Genomic DNA, 15,386 nt, shown 5'->3' on the forward strand with positions numbered 1-15,386 from the left:
TACGCGCGCGTTGGTTCGCCCCGGCCGGCGGCCGCGGGAGTTGGTGAAAGTCGTTTGGTCACAGATGCGGTCATCCAAAGCCCTCGCGAAGCCATCGTCCGACCTTACCGAAATAGCCGTCGGTTCCTGTCCTGAGCTGCCGCGTATGCCGCGGTTCGACGTGTTCGAGGTGCGCGTATTGCGGATAGACCAGCAGCCCGGTGGCGACTGCAAACGACGGGCCCTTGGCTTCGCTCGGCAGCCTGCCGAAGCCGAGCGGGCGGCCAATCCGGACCGGCCGGTTGAGAATGCGGGCGGCAAGTTCCACGGTGCCGGTCAGCTGGGAGGCCCCGCCGCTCAGCACGATCCGCGCCCTCGGCTCTGCCGCAAACGGGGAAGCCGCGAGCCGGTCCCGGACCATTTCAAAGATCTCCTCGGCACGATGCCTGACGATGTTTGCGAGCGTGTCGCGCGAGACGATCTGCGGAGCCTCATGTTCCTCGCCCGCAGTGGGGACGGACATCAGCTCACGCGCGTCGGACCCGCCGGTCAGCACGGTGCCGTATAAAGTCTTGATTCGCTCGGCATCTGCAATGCAGGCCCCGATGCCGCGGGCCAGATCCATCGTGACGTGGTGGCCGCCGAGAGCAAATCCGCTGGCGTGAACGAAGCGACCGCCGGAATAGGTTGCAATCGTGGTGGAACCGGCGCCCATTTCGACCACGGCGGCGCCGAGATCGGCCTCGTCATCGGTCAAAACGGAAAGACCTGCGACATAAGGACTCGCCGCCATGGCCTCGATGTTGAGATGGCAGCGCTCGACCACCAGCATCAGGTTGCGGGCGACCGTCGCGTCCGCCGTTACCACGTTCATGTCGACGCCGAATTGCCGCGCCACCATGCCGCGGGGATCGCGGATGCCCTTGACGCCATCCAGCGCATAGCCGACCGGCAGCGCGTGCAGCACCGTGCGGCCCTCGCCGGTGGCGTGGCGCATGCCGGTGGATGTCACCCGGGTAACGTCGGCGGCGGTGACCGAGCCGCCGCGGATATCGGCGACCGCTTCGACCAGCTGGCCCTGCAGCCGCCCGCCGGACACCGACAGCAAGACCGACTCGACCTGAACCTTGGCCATGCGCTCGGCCAGCGCCACGGCCTGGCGCACCGCCTGCTCGCATTCGGCAAGATCCACCACCGCGCCGGCCTTGACGCCGCGCGACTGGATCTGGCTGTAGCCGATCAGTTCCACGGCATGGCTGCGACCGCGCAGCGCATCGTTCGCCGGCGACGGCCGCAGCCGCGCGATCATGCAGGCAATCTTGCTGGTGCCGACATCGAGCGAGGCCACCAGCGCCGTGCGCTTGTGCCCCATCGGCCGCGTCTTCGGTGTCTGGTTGCGATCAAGACCGGTCATGCGTCACCGGCCTTTTTCCTGGTCTTCTTGTCCTTGAGCAGGTCTTCGCGCGCTTTCGCCGCGTCTTCCGACAATTGCACAGTTAGCCTGTCCGGCAATCGCATGTCGATGGCGACGATGTCGCGCGAGAACAGCCGGTCTTCCCTCTCGAGCCTGCTCAACATTGCCAGCGCGTTGCCGACGTCGTTCTCCGGCAAGCGAACATCAAGACCATCCGTCAACCGCAGGTTCCAGCGCCGTTCGCCGACGAAGATCGCGGCCTTGGTCATGGAACGGATCTGCGGATAGCGGTCGAGCAGCGCCAGGAAATCACGGGCGCCGGCGTCGGCGCCCTTGCCCACCACCAGCGGCAGCGTCACAAAGCGCCGCGACAGATAGGGCTCCAGCACGACGCCGTCATCGGCGATCACGGCAAGGCGGCCGCCCTGCTGCCAGAGCGCGAACGCCGTGCGCTCGACGATGTCGATCTGCAGCCGGCCCGGATAAAGCTTCAGGATGGTCGCATCGGCGATCCAGGGATTCGCCTTCAGCTTGCCGCGTACGGTGGCGGCGTCGAGAAACAGCAGCGAGGAGCGGCCATTGATGCCCCCGATCGCAAGCACCTCGTCCTGGCTCAACTGCCTGCGGCCGTTGATGGCGACGGTGGAAATGCGAAACCCGGCCGAATTGGCCAGCGCGTTGCGGCTATCGTCGAGTGCCTTCATCAGTTCATCGACGTGACCGCCCTTGACGATGCCGAGTGCGCCGCTGCCGAGCAGCATCAGTACGGTCAGGCCGACGCCAAGGCGATTTGGCAGATGACGTTCGAGCCACAGAACCAGGCGGTTCGGCGGCGTGCGATCGATGGCCGGCCGGGCGGAAACGCGGGCATGCCGGCCCAGCCGCCGGCGCAGCAATACGACCGCTCCAACAGCGGCGGCTTTCAGGTCAGCTTGGGGCCCCAGCGATCTCAGCGACCGAGCGGGGCGTCCTGCACCATCCATTGCACGAGCCCGTCCAAATGTTGTTCCCGCACGCGGTTCTGCGGGTCGCGGCACGGTTGGCGTCTCGAACATGCCGGATCAGCGCCGCCCCGGAGTCGGAACAGCACACGCCCGGCAGCCAAGCGCCACATACGCCGCCGGCGTTAACCTTCGGGCCTACTGGTAAACAAAGTGTAAAAGCGGCGCGGGTGGAACCCGTTTTGGGCCGTCATTTGAGTGGTTTGCCGCGCGGTCGCCGAGACTGCCGAAAGAACCCTCCCGGCAAGGCCGTTGCAGCCAAGCCGGGCTTTCAAACCCGTTCACGGCAGCGCTGTTCGGCCAGCACGATCTGGTCACGCAGAAAATCCGCAAATTCGATTCCGTGCGCCTTCAGAGCCTTCGGATAGAGCGAGGCTGCGGTCAAACCCGGCAATGTGTTGGTTTCCAGATAAACCGGCCCGCTGGCTGACACGATGAAATCGGTCCGGGAATAGCCGCGGCACGACAGCACCCGATGCGCCCGCATCGCCTGGTCCATGATCGCGGCGCTGATGTCAGGCGAAAATCGTCCCGGGCAGATCTCCTGGGTGGATTTCAACAGGTACTTCGCGGTGTAATCGAAGACGCCCGCCGCCGGTACGATCTCGATCGGCGGCAGCGCAAGCACCGAGCCATCCGACCGCTCCAGCACACCGCAGGTCGCCTCCACGCCCGCCACCAACGGCTCGATCAGGTATTCCTCGGTCCTGGCGGCCTCGCGCACGGCAACCAGATCCTGCTTCGCGTTGACAAAGATCAGGCCGTAGCTCGACCCGTCGCGTGCCGGCTTGGCGATCAGCCTGCCATATCGGGCGAGCGCGGCGTCAAGATTTTCCAGGGCGATGCTCTCCGGCGCCGCGACCCCTGCGATCGCCGCAAACCGTTTCGCCGCCACCTTGTCGAAGGCGAGATACGACGACGCCGAGCCCGATCCGGTAAAGGGAATGTTCCGCAACTCGCACATCGCCTGCAGTTCGCCGTTCTCCGCCCGGCCGCCATGCAGGCCGAGCACCAGCAAGCGATCCTCGGCTCTCGCCTTGTCAAGCGCCGCTTCGAGCGCAACACCCCGGCTGCCGGGCTTGAACTCATCCTCGAACGGGCGCGTGTGAGACCGCAGTTGCTGCGAGGCGACCTCGTGCACCGTATCCGCCACGTCCCAGAACCAGAGATCGGCTTCCGGCAACGCGGCGTGCAGCGCCTGGGCGCTCGCCACCGAAACCAGCCGCTCCTTGTTGGTGCCGCCGAAGAGAATGGTGTTTCGCATCAACCTCTACCATCTGTCATTCCGGGGCGATGCGAAGCATCGAACCCGGAATCTCGAGATTCCGGGTCTGGTCCTTCGGACCATCCCGGAATGACAATTACTATGGAATTCCGATCCGCTTGATTTCCCAATGTAACTCGATTCCGGAATTCGCCTTGACTCGCTCGCGCACGGTTTCGCCCAGCATTTCAATATCATGCCCTGTGGCATTACCAGTATTGATGAGGAAATTGCAGTGCAATTCCGAGACCTGCGCCCCGCCGACGCGCAAGCCGCGGCAGCCGGCGGCGTCGATCAGTTTCCAGGCGCTGTGGCCGGGCGGGTTCTTGAAGGTCGAACCGCCGGTCTTTTCGCGGATCGGCTGGGCGGTCTCGCGATGGGCCTGCACCTCGTTCATGCGGGCACGGATGGCCTCGGGCTCGTCGCTGACGCCGCGAAATCGCGCGGCGGTGAAAATCACCGAGGGATCGACGCCGCTGCCGCGATAGGCGAACTTCATCTCGGCGTTGGTGAAGACATGCCTGACGCCGTCGCGGGCGATGCCGGCCGCCTCGATCAGCACATCCCTGGTCTCGCGGCCATTGGCGCCGGCGTTCATCCGCAGCGCGCCGCCGATGGTGCCGGGAATGCCGAACAGGAACTCCATGCCGCCGAGATTGGCCGCCGCCGCGGTCTCGGCCACGCGTCTGTCGAGCGCGGCCGCGCCGGCGCTGACGACGTCGCCCGCAATGGACGTCTCGCCAAACGCCCGCGGCGACAGGCGGATCACGACGCCCGCGATGCCGCCGTCGCGCACGATCAGGTTGGAACCGACACCGACGACATGGACCAGCAAGTCGCTCGGCAGATTCTTGAGGAAATACGCAAGATCGTCCTCGTCGGCGGGCGTGAACAGCAGCTGCGCCGGCCCGCCGACGCGAAACCAGGTCAGTTCGGCCAGCGACTGGTTCGCCAGCAGCCGCCCCCGCAATTGCGGCATCGCGGCTTGGAGATCGGGCGTGATGTCGGGGAATGCCACGGCTACCCCAGCGCCTTCAATTCGCCGGGCAGCGCGTAGGCCCATTGCGTGATGTTGCCGGCGCCGAGGCAGACCACGAGGTCGCCGGGACCGGCGACGCCGCGAACGACCCGGGCGAGCTCCGCCGGGCCCTGCAGCGGGATCACGTCGCGGTGGCCGCGGGCGCGCAGGCCGAGCACGAAATGGTCGCGGTCGATGCCGGCAATCGGCGCCTCCCCGGCCGGATAGACCTCGGCGACGACGACCGTGTCCGCATCGTCAAAGCAGGTGCAGAACTCCTCGAACAGCGATTGCAGCCGGGTGAAACGATGCGGCTGCACCACGGCGATGACCTTGCCGCCGCTGGATTCGCGGGCCGCTCTGAGAACGGCGGCTATCTCCACCGGATGATGGCCGTAATCGTCGATGACCGTGATGCCGTTCCATTCCCCGGTCCGGGTGAAGCGCCGCTTCACCCCGCCAAAGCCCGCCATCGCCTGGCGGATCGCCGCGTCGGAGATGCCGAGTTCGCGCGCCACCGCGATCGCCGCCGTCGCGTTCAAGGCGTTGTGGCGCCCGGGCATCGGCAACATGATGTCGGCGATCTCGTGCGTGGCGTCGGTCTTGCGGTCGCGGAACACGACCTTGAATCTCGACCCGCCTGTGGCAGGTGCGAGATCGGTCAGCCGCACGTCGGCCTGCTTGTGTTCGCCATAGGTGATGATGCGGCGGTCCTCGATCTGGCCGACCAGCGCCTGCACCACGGGATGATCGATGCACATCACCGCAAAGCCGTAGAACGGCACGTTCTCGACGAAACCGCGGAACGCGTCCTGCACGGCCTCGAAGGTCTTGAAGTGATCGAGATGTTCGGGATCGACATTGGTGACGATGGCCACTTCCGCCGGCAGTTTCAGGAACGTGCCGTCGCTCTCGTCGGCTTCGACCACCATCCAGTCGCCGGCCCCGAGCCGCGCATTGGTGCCGTAGGCGTTGATGATGCCGCCATTGATCACGGTGGGATCGAGATTGCCGCCATCCAGCAGGGCCGCGACCATCGAAGTGGTCGTGGTCTTGCCGTGGGTTCCGGCAACCGCGACGCAGCTCTTCAGCCGCATCAGCTCGGCCAGCATCTCGGCGCGTCGCACCACCGGAATCCGGCGGGCGCGGGCGGCCATCAATTCCGGATTGTCGCGCTTGATCGCGGTCGAGACCACGACCACGTCGGCGCCATCAACGTTCCCGGCCTGGTGGCCGATCGAGACGGTGATGCCCTTCTCGCGCAGCCGCGCGACATTGCCGCTTTCGGACGCGTCCGAGCCCTGCACGGTGTAGCCGAGATTGCACAGGACTTCGGCGATGCCGCTCATGCCGATGCCCCCGATCCCGACGAAGTGAATGGGTCCGATCTCGCGCGGCAGTCTCATCAAGCGTTCCCTGTCGGCGCTGTGCGCCATGGCGCACAGGGGCGGACGACCCAGTATCGCGAAGCCGAGGCTCAAATCAGGCGCCGCGCCTACTGGATGCCTTGCTTTCGAAGGCGCTGACAAGCGCTTTTTGGGGTCATTCCGGGGCGATGCGCCAGCATCGAACTAGGGTGCGCCCCTTGCGCACCCCGAGAATCTCGAGATTCCGGATCGGTCCGCTTCGCGGACCGTCCGGAATGACGAGACGTCAGATTCCCGCCACTTTGATCACCAGATCGGCCAGCCGCTCCGCCGCATCCAGCCGGCCCACCCGGCGGGCGGAAGCCGCCATGGCGGCGAGCCGTGCCGGCGCGGCCGCCAGGGCCGAGATTTCGGCCGCCAGCCGGTTCGGCGTGAATTCGGCCTGCGGAATCCGCAGGGCCGCGTCCACCTCGGCCAGCACGCCGGCGTTGGCGAACTGGTCCTGATCAATCGCGCCCGGCAGCGGCACCAGGATCGAGGGCCGGCCGATCGCGGCGAGTTCGGCCACCGTGCCGGCGCCGGATCGCGAGACCACCAGATGGCTGGAGGCCAGCCGCGCCGGCAGGTCGCTGAAGAAAGGGGCGATCTCGGCCTTGATCTTGAGCCGGTCATAGACGGCGCGCACCCGCGCCATGTCTTCCTCGCGCACCTGCTGCGTCAGGATCAACCGGTTCGATACCGCGGGCTCAAGGTGCTCGATCGCACCCGGCACGATGTCGCTCATCACCCGCGCGCCCTGGCTGCCGCCGACCACCAACAGGCGCAGCGGCCCGTTCGGTTCCGGCGTGGCGAACGGGACCGCGGCGGCGGCCAGGATCGCCGGCCGCATCGGCGTGCCGACGGTGGTCGCCTTGCCGGCCAGATCAGGATCGCGATCGAGCACGCCGGGCAGCGAGGTGGCGATCGCATCGACATGTCGGGAGAGAAAGCGGTTGGCGCGGCCGAGCACCGCATTGGCGTCGTGGATGACGGCGGGCACGCCGCGCAACCGCGCCGCCATCAGCGGCGGCAGCGTCGGATAGCCGCCGAAGCCGACCACCGCGGCCGGCTGCAATCGCCGCAGCAGGTTGAACGCCACCACCGTTCCATAGCCAAGCGTGATCGCCGTGCGCGCCAATGACAACGGGTTGCGCCCGCGCACGGTTTCGCTCGGCACCACGTCGATCTTGTCAGGGGTGAACAGCCCGCTGTAGCGCAAGGCGCGGGCATCGGTGGCCAGGCGCACGCGCAGGCCGCGCCTGGTCAACTCGACGCCGAGCGCTTCGGCGGGAAACAAGTGCCCGCCGGTGCCGCCGGCAGCCAGCAGAATGAGAGGTGCGTTGCCCATGATTTCAGATAGCCGACGCCGCGGCGCTAGTCACGCCCTACGCGTAACCGCGCGCCACGCCGGAATCGTTCATCGATTCCATCTCGGTGCGCGGGCGCTGCCGCGTCAGCGCCAGGATCATGCCGACGCCATAGGCCAGCGAGATGATCGACGAGCCGCCATAGGAGATGAAGGGCAGCGTCATGCCCTTGGCGGGGATCAGTTGCAGGTTGACCGCCATGTTGATCGCGGCCTGCATGCCGAACAGGATCGCAAGCCCCGAGGCGGCAAAGCGCGCGAACATGTCCTCGCTCGCATAGGCGCGCATCAGGGTCCGGATCACGACGAAGGCAAACAGCGCCACCAGCGCCAGGCACAGGATGATGCCGAACTCCTCGGCGGCCACCGCGAACACGAAGTCGGTATGGCTGTCGGGCAGGCTTCGCTTGGCGACGCCCTCGCCCGGCCCCAGCCCGAACCAGCCGCCGTTCCAGAACGCTTCCATGGCCATGTCGACCTGAAAGGTGTCGCCGGAGGACGGATTGAGAAAGCGCCTGATGCGGCCGGCGACGTGCGGGACCAGCAGGTAGGCGCCGAACAGCCCGGCCATCGCGAGACCGGCAAGGCCGGCCACCCAGACCATCCGCATGCCCGCGATGAAGAACAGCGCGCCCCACACCATCAGCACCAGCACGGTCTGGCCGAAATCCGGCTCCATCACCAGGAGCGCCACCAGCATCAGCAAAAGCGCGATCGCCATCGAAGTCGCCGGCATTTCCGGCCGCCGGGTCGATTCCGCAAACAGCCACGCCGCCATCACGACGAAAGCGGGCTTGGCGGATTCGGAGGCCTGGATGTTGACGCCGAGCAGCGTGATCCAGCGCCGCGAGCCCTTTACTTCCGCGCCGAACACCAGCGTCGCCACGATCAGCAGGATCGAGACCACGAACACCAGCAGCGCGAGCCGGCGGATTTGCCTGGGCGACAGGAACGACACCCCGATCAGCACGATCAAGGACGGCAGCAGAAACAGCACGTGCCGGCTGAAGAAATGGAAGGGATCGAGTCCGATCCGGGTCGCCACCGGGGGGCTCGCCGCCAGCGACAGGATGACGCCGCCCAGCATCAAGGCCCCGATCGCCACCAGCAAAAGCTTGTCGATGGTCCACCACCAGTCCGAAAACGGGGTGGGTTGGTCACGGGCGAGCATCGGCGTTTCCGGAATGGCGGAGGTAACGCCCATTGGTGGCCGAGGATGGTTTCCAAGGGGTTAATGGGGCCGGCTGTTCCTAGAAATGAACGCTATGACGCCTCGAAAAACGTCCTCATCCCCTGGCGGACTTACGATCTGTGGCGCGACATCACACGGCTTCAAAATCGAACCGTCCGCGAACTGACAAGTAGTGATTTATGTCCACTACGTCCGAGCTGTTACCATCATGTAAAAGGTTCTCGGTGGGAGCAATATAGGCGTCTCCCGGTCGGAGCCGGACCCTGACGATCGGGTAATCCGGGAATGCAGACATAAAAGCCACACCAATGGAATTCACATCATGTCTGAATGGAACATTCTCCCTGTTCAAGATTGCCGCCATCCCCGCCGCCGTTTGGTTTAGAAAAATGAAATAGCGGTCGCTTGGACCAAGGTTGACCGACACGCGGTTAGACCCCGATTCCAGATCATCCACCGCAAGTCGATCCCACATGTCAAAATGCATTCCAACACGTGCATCCTGGTCAACAGCTCTTGTCATTGTGATAAGGCCAGGATCATCCCGCCCGACCCTGGCCGAATGAACCTGACGGGTTAGAATGCCGGCATTCCGAATTATATCGAGAAGCAATCCTATGAGCGGATGCTTCAAGGTATCGCTATCATCAGCACGCTGAAATACATCGTCACGATTTTCAAAGAGCCTTATCATTTGCGGACTCAAAAGCCGCACTATCCCGACGCCGCGATGCGCCGGCGGCGCTGTCGCAGACCAAAGCGCCGACAACTCCTCTTGCGTTGCAGGATACCAGTCCGGCAGCGGAACGCGGGCATCGGCCACGTATCGCTGAGCCCCCGTGCCTATGGTGTCAGCTCGGCACGTTCCGCGACTTAGACATATCCTGCCACCCACGTCGAACAACGAATACCGTGGCGAATATAGAACAACCGCAGATGCCGATTTGGCACTTGATAAGATACTTATGGGATTTGCGTCCATGCTGTCGCGCTGCTTGTTGGACATATTCGCGCTTTCCAGAATTCAGCGGGGGACCCTTTCGAATATCCCCACGCTCATCTCAGATGAGCCAACAGGTTAGGCTGGCGGCACAAATAACGTCGAACCCGCGACCAGTCGATAAGGAACTGACGCAAGGTCGCAAAGCGCCACCCAAGTTACCAATTCGGGTTCGCCGAGCTTTGACGCCGATCGAATAAACGCGCACTTATGTTCGGCGGAGTGAAACTCGCACAAGTAATCGCGCAACGGCGATAAATCAGGTCCCGCGCCTTTTTCATAGATTATTGCGACATTTACATCAAACACGGCCGGCTGGAGCAGCATCATGGCGATCGAACGAACCACAGGTATCCGACGTTTCACCAGACCAGTCGCCTCGTGGATCAGCATGCCATTGGCAGGATCGTAGCCAAGTTCAGCCAACATCGTATCGATAGAGGAAATAGCGGGAACGACTCGCAAATTCCATCCGCGGGATCTTCCTTCCTTGAGGAGAGAGGCGGTAACGCTGTCAAAAATAACTGGATGCCCCGGCGTCAACCAAGCAATCGGACTGTCCACTTCAATCAATTCGACGATCGCGTGAAAAACATCCGAGTAATTTTCTGTTCTGACTCGGCCATCCTGGTAGAGCGACCACAAGCTGATACACTTGTCGCGCAGATCCTGCGGTAAGCCTTCCAAATTTGACTCTTGGAGGTTCGTGCAGATGCGCTTGCACTTGGTCAGGATTTCGACCGTTTCGATGGTTAGCTGTTCGGGGAAAATGATCCCGGCGCCGACCAGATAGACTTCTCTCTTTATATGCTTGAGCTGACTCTTATCGTCATGAACGACGCTGGCTTGTGTCACGATACCCCCCGAGTCCATATTTCCTGTTCCGAGCCGCCCGAAACTGCCCGCTCACTTTCGGTTCGGGCCTCCAACATGCCCGCCTTGACCTATGCCGAGCTCTTTCTCGAGATCTTCCATGACGATGTCGGCAAAGGCTTGTATGTGCAGCCGACAGTATTGCGTTTCTGTTCCGGCAAAAGTTCCCAGTTCTGCAAGCTTATTGCTGGGGTTGCCGCCACCGCAAACTGAAAAATATGCGCATGAATCCCCGCATCGCTGAATACCTGCCAAGATATCCGCATACGCCAACTTAAAGCCGGCGTTTGAAACGATCGCCGGCCAATCGTCGTTGTGGACGTTGCCCCACTCGAACGTCCCATAGCGACCATGTTCCGTGCCGAGCAACTCCGGTGAAAACGTCGTCACGTTGCCCGCGAAGTCGATGTTGATGATCGCGCCCGGCATATTGTCGGCGCGCATTACGCCGTTCCCGTGGGGCGCCATCAGATGTCCGCGCATCCCGTCAAACTCGCGAACGCGAATACCCGGATTCGCTTGGCGAAGCGTTGCAAGCCGTTGAAGAAAAGCGCGGAATGATCCTGCTGCCTCGGATATTGAAAGAGACGACAGATGGTTGATACCCTCGACTTCCTCAACATTGAAAGCTACCTGCGTCGCGCCTAAAGATTCGAAGAAGCGCCAAGTATCGTCGGGCGACCGCAACGCGTCTTCGGTCAAAACACCAATCACGGTAAAGGGAATTTCGTGCTGCCGTAATTTGGCGATTCCTCGCATGACGCGATCGTAGGTACCCCTTTTGGATCGATCCACCCGGTGCGCATCGTGAACTTCCTTTGGGCCATCGATGCTGACCCCAATCTGAACGGACCATTTCTTGAACAGCGCGCACCAGTCGTCGTTTATTAAAATGCCATTGGTCTGAAAATGATGACGGAACTGAATTGGCGCTGCGCCCGACTGCAATTCCTGAAATGCATCTTCGTAGAATGCGACAGGCGCTGTCATTGGCTCGCCAGCGTGCCAGACAACGGACAATCGCTCCTCGCTAATGCGTATTCCACGCACGAACCGAGCGATCGCCCGCACGGTGGATGCGTTCATGCGCCTGTTTTCAGAACGGTGACTTAGGTAGCAATAAGAGCAATCAATGTTGCAAAAGGTCGTGGGCTGCAAAACCAAAAGACCAAGCGGCGCACATTTGACATCGTTGAGGAGAAATGGCTGCAAATCGCTAGGTGCCGAGGTTATGTTCAAGTTTAGCCCATAAGCCTCATGATCGACTATTTGTTGTTGAAATTATTGAAATTCGAAAATTGATTGAAGTTCGAAAACTGATTGAAGTTGGTAAACTGATTGAAGTTCTGGAAGGGCAGAGCCTGATTGAAAGCCACCGGTACACCGCTCTGCGGGTCGGCGGAAGGATCGACCGGTCCATCGGGCTTGACAAGACTTCGAGCTGCAGAAAAGGACGCGCGAATAACATCAATGCGCAATCGAATATCCGGTTTTATCGACTTATCCGTTTCGATGATTGCGGATTGGGGCGGCGGCGGCGGGGGTATATCGACCATAGCCTCGACCTCGTCATCCGTGATTTACTATCGGCAACTCAAAAACAAGAACCAAGTCAACGACACAGGTACTATGCTAATGCCATAGGCCCTCCGTCAAGGGCCCGCCACAACAATGTAAGCAAGCTGGGGCCAGATTTCCTTCTGTGCCGTCGGAAGGATATCAATCCGTGGATCAAACGAGTCCGGCATCGAACGACCTCGCCGGAGCTGCTTCGGGTATTCGGCGCCCGGTGGCGCGCATCAAGCGGCCCCGCCAAAACTCCCAGGATCGCTCGTCAATCCATCCCGGTTCGGCCTGAAGCATGGTCTCAACAAGTCGATCGGAGCCGAGCAATTGCTCCAGCCGCCGCACTTCGTCGAACCCCGCAAGGCACATCGCCTGGGCCAGAATTCTGGCGTCGGAACGCGGCTGCGAACCCACAGGCTCCCACCAGAAAAACCTCTTCTCCAGTTCAGAAAAAAGCCTCTTGGGGAGGCCGCGAGTCGATGAAGTTTCCATAGTGAAATACTAGCACGGACGGCCAAACCAAGCCAGCCGCGGCAGCCCAGCCCCTCACACCACCGGCTTCACGCCCGGCAGCGCCGTCACCAGATCGCGAAACTTCGTGCCGCGGATCTCGAAATTGCGGTACTGGTCGAACGAGGCGCAGGCGGGCGACAGCAGCACCACCGGGTCGGCAAGCCCGGAGGCTTCGGCGTCGCGCGCGGCGCCGGCGACCGCGACCTCGAGCGTCCCGGAAATCTCGTGCGGCACGCGCTCGCCCAGCGTTTCCGCGAATTCCGGCGCGGCCTCGCCGATCAGATAGGCTTTCCGGATGCGCGGGAAGTATTCGGCAAGGCCGGTGATGCCGCCGAGCTTCGGCTTGCCGCCGGCGATCCAGAAGATGTCGCCAAAGGACGACAGCGCGTGCGCGGCGGCGTCGGCGTTGGTGCCCTTGGAGTCGTTGACGAACAGCACGTTGCCGCGGCGGCCGACCTGTTCCATGCGGTGCGCCAGACCGGGAAAACTGCGCAGGCCGCTTTGCAACGTGTCGACCGGGATGCCCATCGCCAGCGCGCAGGCCGCCGCACAGGCCGCGTTCTGCGCATTGTGCAGGCCGCGCAGCGAACCGATGCCGCCCAGCCGGGCGATCTCGCCGCGCGCACCGCCGGAGGCCTGCACGATGGTTTCGCGCTCGACATAGACGCCGTCGGGCAGCGGGTTCTTCACGGAGATCCGCACCACGCGCTTGCCGGCCTGATCGAGCCGGTCGGCGATGTTGCGGCACCAGATGTCGTCGACGCCGACGATCGCGGTGCCCTGCGGCTGCACGCCGGCGACCAGCCGCGCCTTGACCGCGGCATAGTTTTCCAGCGTGCCGTGGCGGTCGATATGGTCCTCGCTGACATTGAGCAGGATGCCGACGGACGGATCGAGCGAGGGGGTAAGGTCAATCTGGTAGGACGACATCTCGATCACATGCACCCGCCCGGTCCGCTGCGGCTGCAGCGAGAGCACGGCGGTGCCGATGTTGCCGCCCATCTGGGTGTCGTAGCCGGCGACCTTCATCAGGTGGGCGATCAAGGCTGTGGTGGTCGATTTGCCGTTGGTCCCGGTGATGGCGACGAACGGCGCGTCCGGCGCGTGGCGGCGGCGCTCGCGGCAGAACAGTTCGATGTCGCCGATCACCTCGACGCCGGCCTGGCGCGCCATCAGCACCGACCAGTGCGGCGCCGGATGGGTCAGCGGCGCGCCGGGCGTCAGGATCAGGGCCGAAAATTTCGCCCAGGAGACGGCGCGCAGGTCGGCGGTTTTGAAGCCGGCCTGTGCGGCCTTGGCGACATTGTCGGCCGAGTCGTCGCCGGCGATCACTTCCGCGCCGCCCGCCTTCAGGGCGTGACAGCTTGCAAGGCCGGATCCGCCGAGCCCGAACACCGCGACGGTCTTGCCGGCAAAGGAGGTGACGGGGATCATGATTTAGCCTGTCATTCCGGAAACCGCGCAGCGGTTATCCGGAATCTCGAGGTTCTCCGATGCGCAATTGCGCATCGTAGTTCGTGCTTCGCACGCCCCGGAACGACAGTGGTGGGATTGCATTCTCTTCATCGCAGCTTCAGCGTCGAAAGGCCGGCCAGCGCCAGCATCACGGAGATGATCCAGAACCGGATCACGATCTGCGGCTCGGTCCAGCCCTTCTGCTCAAAATGATGGTGCAGCGGCGCCATCCGGAACACGCGCTTGCCGGTCAGCTTGAACGACACCACCTGGACGATGACGGAGACCGCCTCCAGCACGAACAGCCCGCCGATCACCGCCAGCACGATCTCGTGCTTGACCGCGACCGCCGTGGCGCCGAGCATGCCGCCGAGCGCAAGCGAGCCGGTGTCGCCCATGAAGATCGAGGCCGGCGGCGCGTTGAACCAGAGGAAACCGAGGCCGGCGCCAAGCACCGCCCCGCACAGCACCGCCAGTTCGCCGGTGCCGGCGACGTACCTGATCTGCAGGTAGTCGGAAAAAACCGCGTTGCCGGTGAGATAGGCAATCATGCCGAAGCTTGCGGCGGCGATCATGACAGGCACGATCGCGAGCCCATCGAGGCCGTCGGTGAGGTTCACGGCGTTGCCGGCGCCGACAATGACGAACGCGCCGAAGATCAGGAAGAACCAGCCGAAATTGAACACCATGTCCTTCAGGAAGGGAATCGCAAGCGAGGTCGAGGTGGCGTCGCGCCCGAGCCGGATCAGCGCGTAGCAGGCCGCCAGCGCGATCACCGCTTCGATCAACAGCCGCAGCTTGCCGGCGAAGCCGCCGTGACTCTGTTGCGTCACCTTGAGGTAATCGTCATAGAATCCGACAAAGCCGAAACCGAGCGTCACCGCGAGCACGATCCAGACATAGGGGTTGAGCGGATTGGCCCACAGCAGCGTCGAGACCACGACGCCGGACAGGATCATCAGCCCCCCCATTGTCGGCGTGCCCTTCTTGGAGATCAGGTGCGATGGCGGGCCGTCGGTGCGGATCGGCTGGCCCTTGCCCTGCCGAAGCCGCAGGTGGTCGATGATCCAGGGACCGAACAGGAACACGAACAGCGCACCGGTCACCATCGCGCCGCCGGTGCGGAAGGTGATGTAGCGAAAAACGTTGAAAAATCCGCGGAAGATACCAAAGCCGGGAACGGTGTTGGAAAGCTCGATCAGCCAGTAAAACATTCAATATGCCTTGTTGCGCGACCGACCTTGGTGGCGTGGTCCTTTGGCGGGAGGCGCTGCGGGAGCGCCTCGATCATCTTCTTCGTCCTAACCAGGCAGGTCCTGGCCATGTCGCAGGCAGGCAC

Annotated in this window: 14 protein-coding genes; all 14 read right to left on the bottom strand. The window is 63.2% G+C overall.

Going from position 1 to position 15,386, the window contains the following annotated elements:
* Positions 1 to 70 precede the first annotated feature (70 nt).
* The 14 genes from ftsA to mraY all read right to left on the bottom strand — a co-directional run bounded on the left by ftsA (position 71) and on the right by mraY (position 15,261).
* Positions 71 to 1,393: a cell division protein FtsA gene (gene ftsA / locus Q0D31_RS09485; RefSeq protein ID WP_291848920.1), complete on the bottom strand. Its 1,323-nt coding sequence runs from the start codon at positions 1,391 to 1,393 to the stop codon at positions 71 to 73.
* Positions 1,390 to 2,376, bottom strand: coding sequence for a cell division protein FtsQ/DivIB (locus Q0D31_RS09490; RefSeq protein WP_291848923.1), 987 nt, complete (start codon positions 2,374 to 2,376; stop codon positions 1,390 to 1,392). The genes ftsA and Q0D31_RS09490 overlap by 4 nt, the downstream gene beginning before the upstream one ends.
* Positions 2,377 to 2,665: 289 nt before the next feature.
* Positions 2,666 to 3,658, bottom strand: a complete 993-nt coding sequence (locus Q0D31_RS09495) for a D-alanine--D-alanine ligase (RefSeq protein WP_291848926.1) — start codon at positions 3,656 to 3,658, stop codon at positions 2,666 to 2,668.
* A gap of 100 nt (positions 3,659 to 3,758) precedes the next feature.
* Entirely contained in the window at positions 3,759 to 4,676 is a 918-nt protein-coding gene (murB, locus tag Q0D31_RS09500; RefSeq protein ID WP_291848930.1) for a UDP-N-acetylmuramate dehydrogenase, read from the bottom strand.
* 2 nt (positions 4,677 to 4,678) lie between these two features.
* Complete coding sequence (gene murC / locus Q0D31_RS09505; RefSeq protein ID WP_291848933.1) at positions 4,679 to 6,082, bottom strand: UDP-N-acetylmuramate--L-alanine ligase; 1,404 nt, start codon at positions 6,080 to 6,082, stop codon at positions 4,679 to 4,681.
* 247 nt (positions 6,083 to 6,329) lie between these two features.
* Positions 6,330 to 7,433 (bottom strand): undecaprenyldiphospho-muramoylpentapeptide beta-N-acetylglucosaminyltransferase, encoded by a 1,104-nt coding sequence (gene murG / locus Q0D31_RS09510; protein ID WP_291849191.1) that lies wholly within the window; start codon positions 7,431 to 7,433, stop codon positions 6,330 to 6,332.
* 34 nt (positions 7,434 to 7,467) lie between these two features.
* On the bottom strand, positions 7,468 to 8,619 hold the full coding sequence (gene ftsW, locus Q0D31_RS09515) for a putative lipid II flippase FtsW (protein WP_291849194.1): 1,152 nt from the start codon (positions 8,617 to 8,619) through the stop codon (positions 7,468 to 7,470).
* Between the two features lie 151 nt (positions 8,620 to 8,770).
* The gene (locus Q0D31_RS09520; RefSeq protein ID WP_291848937.1) at positions 8,771 to 9,463 is read right to left on the bottom strand and encodes a hypothetical protein; all 693 of its coding nucleotides are present in this window, start codon (positions 9,461 to 9,463) and stop codon (positions 8,771 to 8,773) included.
* A 255-nt stretch (positions 9,464 to 9,718) separates the two neighbouring features.
* Positions 9,719 to 10,495 carry an SAM-dependent methyltransferase gene (locus tag Q0D31_RS09525; RefSeq protein WP_291848940.1) on the bottom strand — a complete coding sequence of 259 codons (777 nt, stop codon included), beginning with the start codon at positions 10,493 to 10,495 and terminating at the stop codon, positions 9,719 to 9,721.
* A 51-nt stretch (positions 10,496 to 10,546) separates the two neighbouring features.
* Positions 10,547 to 11,752, bottom strand: coding sequence for a cyclophane-forming radical SAM/SPASM peptide maturase GrrM/OscB (gene grrM, locus Q0D31_RS09530; RefSeq protein ID WP_366518509.1), 1,206 nt, complete (start codon positions 11,750 to 11,752; stop codon positions 10,547 to 10,549).
* A gap of 26 nt (positions 11,753 to 11,778) precedes the next feature.
* Positions 11,779 to 12,069 carry a hypothetical protein gene (locus tag Q0D31_RS09535; protein WP_291848943.1) on the bottom strand — a complete coding sequence of 97 codons (291 nt, stop codon included), beginning with the start codon at positions 12,067 to 12,069 and terminating at the stop codon, positions 11,779 to 11,781.
* A gap of 175 nt (positions 12,070 to 12,244) precedes the next feature.
* Positions 12,245 to 12,571: a hypothetical protein gene (locus Q0D31_RS09540; protein ID WP_291848946.1), complete on the bottom strand. Its 327-nt coding sequence runs from the start codon at positions 12,569 to 12,571 to the stop codon at positions 12,245 to 12,247.
* A gap of 54 nt (positions 12,572 to 12,625) precedes the next feature.
* Complete coding sequence (murD, locus tag Q0D31_RS09545; protein ID WP_291848949.1) at positions 12,626 to 14,026, bottom strand: UDP-N-acetylmuramoyl-L-alanine--D-glutamate ligase; 1,401 nt, start codon at positions 14,024 to 14,026, stop codon at positions 12,626 to 12,628.
* A gap of 128 nt (positions 14,027 to 14,154) precedes the next feature.
* The gene (mraY, locus tag Q0D31_RS09550) at positions 14,155 to 15,261 is read right to left on the bottom strand and encodes a phospho-N-acetylmuramoyl-pentapeptide-transferase (protein WP_291848953.1); all 1,107 of its coding nucleotides are present in this window, start codon (positions 15,259 to 15,261) and stop codon (positions 14,155 to 14,157) included.
* Between the last annotated feature and the right edge of the window lie 125 nt (positions 15,262 to 15,386).

Origin of the sequence: Bradyrhizobium sp., from assembly GCF_022844465.1 — a bacterium.
Taxonomy (GTDB): Bacteria; Pseudomonadota; Alphaproteobacteria; order Rhizobiales; family Xanthobacteraceae; genus Bradyrhizobium.

Bases quoted from the DNA above. Each gene is read 5' to 3' on its own strand.
- Q0D31_RS09535 (WP_291848943.1), bottom strand. From the start codon at position 12,069: ATGGTCGATATACCCCCGCCGCCGCCGCCCCAATCCGCAATCATCGAA.
- mraY (WP_291848953.1), bottom strand. From the start codon at position 15,261: ATGTTTTACTGGCTGATCGAGCTTTCCAACACCGTTCCCGGCTTTGGT.
- murC (WP_291848933.1), bottom strand. From the start codon at position 6,082: ATGAGACTGCCGCGCGAGATCGGACCCATTCACTTCGTCGGGATCGGG.
- ftsW (WP_291849194.1), bottom strand. From the start codon at position 8,619: ATGCTCGCCCGTGACCAACCCACCCCGTTTTCGGACTGGTGGTGGACC.
- Q0D31_RS09495 (WP_291848926.1), bottom strand. From the start codon at position 3,658: ATGCGAAACACCATTCTCTTCGGCGGCACCAACAAGGAGCGGCTGGTT.
- Q0D31_RS09540 (WP_291848946.1), bottom strand. From the start codon at position 12,571: ATGGAAACTTCATCGACTCGCGGCCTCCCCAAGAGGCTTTTTTCTGAA.
- ftsA (WP_291848920.1), bottom strand. From the start codon at position 1,393: ATGACCGGTCTTGATCGCAACCAGACACCGAAGACGCGGCCGATGGGG.
- Q0D31_RS09490 (WP_291848923.1), bottom strand. From the start codon at position 2,376: ATGGATGGTGCAGGACGCCCCGCTCGGTCGCTGAGATCGCTGGGGCCC.
- murD (WP_291848949.1), bottom strand. From the start codon at position 14,026: ATGATCCCCGTCACCTCCTTTGCCGGCAAGACCGTCGCGGTGTTCGGG.